This window comes from Aquitalea sp. S1-19 (assembly GCF_024343515.1).
On record NZ_RJTZ01000167.1, the window covers coordinates 1 to 3,809 of the forward strand.

Consider the following 3,809-nt stretch of genomic DNA (forward strand, 5'->3'; position numbering starts at 1 on the left):
ACCCAGCGCACACGGCCATCCGCGGCAAGCAGCCCGGTTTCAAGCAAAATATCCGGCTCGGTACCGTCCAGTATCCGCAATAACTTCTCGCGCACGGACTCGCGCGCCTCTTCCTGCAAATAACTCAACAAAGACGTCCCCACCAACTGCGCCTGGCTATAGCCCAATGCAGCAGAAAAGGCCGGATTGACATCCAGCAAAGTCATGTCCGCGCGCATCAGGCCCAACATTTCCTGGGACATCTGATAAACCATATTGCGATCATCCTCAGCTTCTATACGGCGCCCGATATGGCGCGACAACAGAATCAGGCTGATCAGTGTCAGCAAGGCCAAACCGCCAATCAAAGCCAGTTGAAATGTCAGGGCAGAAGAGAAAGGACTCCCCAAGGGATGGGCACGCAAAACCAAGCCGGTCCCCGGCAGAATCAGGCGGGCGGCAGAGCGGGCGTATTCCTGCGCGGGTGCGGCGCTACGCGCCAGCGTCACACCCGACTGGTCTTGCAAGGCCAGCTGATACTTTTCACTAAACCAGGCCGGCGGCACATGGCGCACAAAGGCCGTCGCATCAAACACCGCCATCACGGCACCGGCAAAGCGGTCTTGCCGCTGGATAGGCAACAACAAGGCAAACGCCCAGTTCTGATTGCTTAGCTTGTAGGGTCGACTGAAAACAGGGCGTGCGTTAAGCAATAAGGATGGCCATAAACCAGTCTGTTCCTTGCCCTTTAACCTTGGCAAAAACTGCTCGGGTAAAACGGCTCCAGCCAGCCAATTACCCTGCGCATCAAACTGGGTCAGTTGCACGATTTCCGGCGCATTGGCCATCAATTCAGCGGCCTGACGTTCAAAATCGGCGCGCTCCACCTCTTCATGGGTAATGGCGTAAACCAGCGTTGCCAACTGACTCACATCATCTTCCAGCCGCAACTGTATGGTCTGCTCGGCCCACTGCACATCGCGGACCAGTTCAACCTGACGCTGCTCGGCCTCGCGCACATCCAGCATCCACCACACCAACAGCATCATGAGAAAGAACAGGACAATGGTGGTATTGGGAACCAATCGTAACCAGCGAGGCAGACGGCGGCCACTTGTTTGACGGGAAAACCAGGGCAACAAAAACATAGGCACAGCAAAAATAGCGAAAGAAGACGACAGTCTACCCGAGTCCACCCGCTTAATGCTTTTAGTATTTAATTCATTAAACTTGAAACCATATGGTCTATCGACTTATTGTACGCCAATGAAATACGCCAGCGAACAGCACATAATGCCTACTTTACGCGTCTGCCTTGCCATGCTGCCTATATTGCTGGGCACGGTACAAGCGGCCTCCTCCACCCCTCAGCCCTTGCGTATAGGAGTCACAGGAGCATTTACCGGCAACTCATCGCCCATGGGCTTGTCCATGCGCGAAGGCATTCGTCTGGCGACAGAGGAAATTAATAGTCAGGGCGGAATTGGCGGCAGAATACTGCAACTGGTCGAGCGTGACGACGCCGGCCAGAACGAGCGGGGCATTCGCATCGCACACGAATTTACAGCCAGGCAGAAACTGGATGCCGTCATCGGCTTCGTCAATACACCGGTCGTACTTGCCAGCATAGGGATCTATCAGCAGGCCCGCATGCCGGTCATGGTGACCATCGCCACCGCCCCCGAAATTTTGCAGCGTCATCAGCAAGCGCCGGTCCATTATATTTTTCGCGTTTCCGCACCGGACGACACACAGGCAGAACTGATTGTGCAGGAAGCCGTACGCCGCGATGGACTCAGGCGGGTCGCCATTTTTGCCGACACCACGCCCTACGGGCGCAATGGCCAAGCCCAGCTACTGAAGGCACTGGCCCGGCGCGGGTTAAAGCCCGTCAGTATAGAAAACTTCGGCCAAAATGAACGCGACCTCAACCTGGCTCTGGCGCGCAGCAAAGATGCCGGTGCCGAAACGCTACTCACCTATGGCATAGGCTCCCCGCTGGCAGCGATCGCCAACGGCATGAAAAAAATGGGCTGGCACGTCCCTATTATGGGTAGCTGGACCTTATCCATGAGCAACTTCATTGATCAGGCGGGGCCAAACGCAGAAGGAACCCGCATGGTGCAGACTTTTATCGAAAACAGTAATGAAATCCGCCAGCAAGCATTTTCCAAGCGTTTTTATCAACGCTTTCACACCAAGCGTATGCGTTCGCCATCAGCAGTGGCACAAGGTTACGATGGAATGTTACTGCTGGCACAAGGCTTGCGTGAAAGCCAAGGCGAGGGAGGTGTCAAACTGGTGCAGGCGCTGGAAGGATTGAGAAACCCTGTGGAAGGGGTGATCGCCCGCTATGAGCGCCCCTACTCACGCCATGACCACGAAGCCATCGATGACAGCGTCCCGCTCATCGGCATCATCCGGATAGGCAGTGTGACCTTTGCCCATCCACAAGACCGCATGCGAGCCCTGCCCAAACCCGCACCAGCCATACCTTGAGTCAAGACAAATTATGCGGCTACGGCAGACTGCCCTTTCAGGTACGCTTCCAGGGCGCGCCCGGCAGACAAGATATGAAAGTGAACAAACTCGCCGGCGTCTTTTGCCGCACCACTGCGGCACAGTTGCAGCAGACGAGTATGCTCGGCATGTGCTTGCTCCATCGTATGGGTAAACAGAATCTGCATCCGGGTATAGCGATCTGTTTTGTTATGCAGCGACTCAATCAAAGACAGGGTATTGGGCCGGTCAGCCGAGCGATACAGGGCAAGATGAAAGCGTGAGTTCAGCTCACCCCATTGTTTGACATCGTGCTCGGCAAGCGCCAACTCGAATGCCTTCAGCGTCTGCTCGGCCAGATCCAGATCCTCCTGAGTCTGACGCGGGATAGAAGCCATCAACACACTGCTTTCCAGCATGGCGCGAATTTCCAGTAGTTCCTGTACATCCTCGAACGACAGTTTGGAAACCAGGGCGCCCTTGTGGTCGATGATCTGAATTAACCCTTCAGCTTCCAACTGGCGCAAAGCCTCACGTACAGGCACACGACTGACTCCGTACTCATTGGACAAGGCTTCCTGCCTCAATTGTTGGCCATCAGCAAACTCACCCAAAAGAATACGCTTGCGCAAGGACTCGGTAACTGCACTAGTCAGTGTCTGACGCTTGATTGGCTGCAAAGTGGTCATAATTTGTCCGGCTGGTGGGCTATCATATACCTGAATATTACATACGATTATACGGCTGTTGCTCTGAGTGACAAGTCAAATTATGACGCTACATTAAACTGATCTGTTATATACAAATTGCGGCTTGAAACCAATGCAAAAACCCCCGACCTTGAATCAAGGTCGGGGGTTTTCTAATGGGGCGTCTGGCGGTGTCCTACTTTCACATGGCGAATGCCACACTATCATCGGCGCTAAGGTGTTTCACGGTCCTGTTCGGGATGGGAAGGCGTGGGACCACCTCGCTATGGCCACCAGACATTAACTTGTCAAATTGTAGAAACCGAAATTAAACACCCAGACCACTTCTTTCTCTGGATGCCTTGGTAGAAGTATTGCTTCGCAACTCTGCTTATCTTAGCAAAGCCACTCAAATGATAGGATCAAGCCTCACGAGCAATTAGTATCGGTTAGCTTCATGCCTCACAGCACTTCCACACCCGACCTATCAACGTCCTGGTCTCGAACGACTCTTCAGGAGGATCAAGTCCTCAGGGAAGTCTCATCTTCAGGCGAGTTTCGCGCTTAGATGCTTTCAGCGCTTATCTCTTCCGAACTTAGCTACCCGGCAATGCCACTGGCGTGACAACCGGTACACCAGAG

Annotated in this window: 3 protein-coding genes and 2 rRNA genes; 1 reads left to right on the forward strand and 4 read right to left on the reverse strand. The window is 54.0% G+C overall.

Annotation, left to right across the window (positions count from 1 at the left end; translation table 11 throughout):
- Positions 1 to 1,028, reverse strand: a 1,028-nt coding sequence (locus EGI20_RS16430) for a PAS domain S-box protein (RefSeq protein ID WP_498632764.1), incomplete at its 3' end; no start/stop codon positions are given.
- 244 nt (positions 1,029 to 1,272) lie between these two features.
- Between EGI20_RS16430 and EGI20_RS16435 the strand changes: the two genes are divergently transcribed.
- The gene (locus EGI20_RS16435; protein WP_498632765.1) at positions 1,273 to 2,478 is read left to right on the forward strand and encodes an ABC transporter substrate-binding protein; all 1,206 of its coding nucleotides are present in this window, start codon (positions 1,273 to 1,275) and stop codon (positions 2,476 to 2,478) included.
- Between the two features lie 11 nt (positions 2,479 to 2,489).
- On the opposite strand, the gene EGI20_RS16440 is transcribed toward EGI20_RS16435, so the two are convergent.
- The 3 genes from EGI20_RS16440 to EGI20_RS16450 all read right to left on the reverse strand — a co-directional run.
- A complete protein-coding gene (locus EGI20_RS16440) occupies positions 2,490 to 3,167 on the reverse strand; it encodes a GntR family transcriptional regulator (protein WP_498632766.1) in 678 nt (225 codons plus the stop codon).
- 183 nt (positions 3,168 to 3,350) lie between these two features.
- Positions 3,351 to 3,465: ribosomal RNA gene (gene rrf, locus EGI20_RS16445) — 5S ribosomal RNA — on the reverse strand.
- 120 nt (positions 3,466 to 3,585) lie between these two features.
- Positions 3,586 to 3,809, reverse strand: a 23S ribosomal RNA gene (locus EGI20_RS16450); the annotation flags it as partial.

Bases quoted from the DNA above. Each gene is read 5' to 3' on its own strand.
- EGI20_RS16435 (WP_498632765.1), top strand. From the start codon at position 1,273: ATGCCTACTTTACGCGTCTGCCTTGCCATGCTGCCTATATTGCTGGGC.
- EGI20_RS16440 (WP_498632766.1), bottom strand. From the start codon at position 3,167: ATGACCACTTTGCAGCCAATCAAGCGTCAGACACTGACTAGTGCAGTT.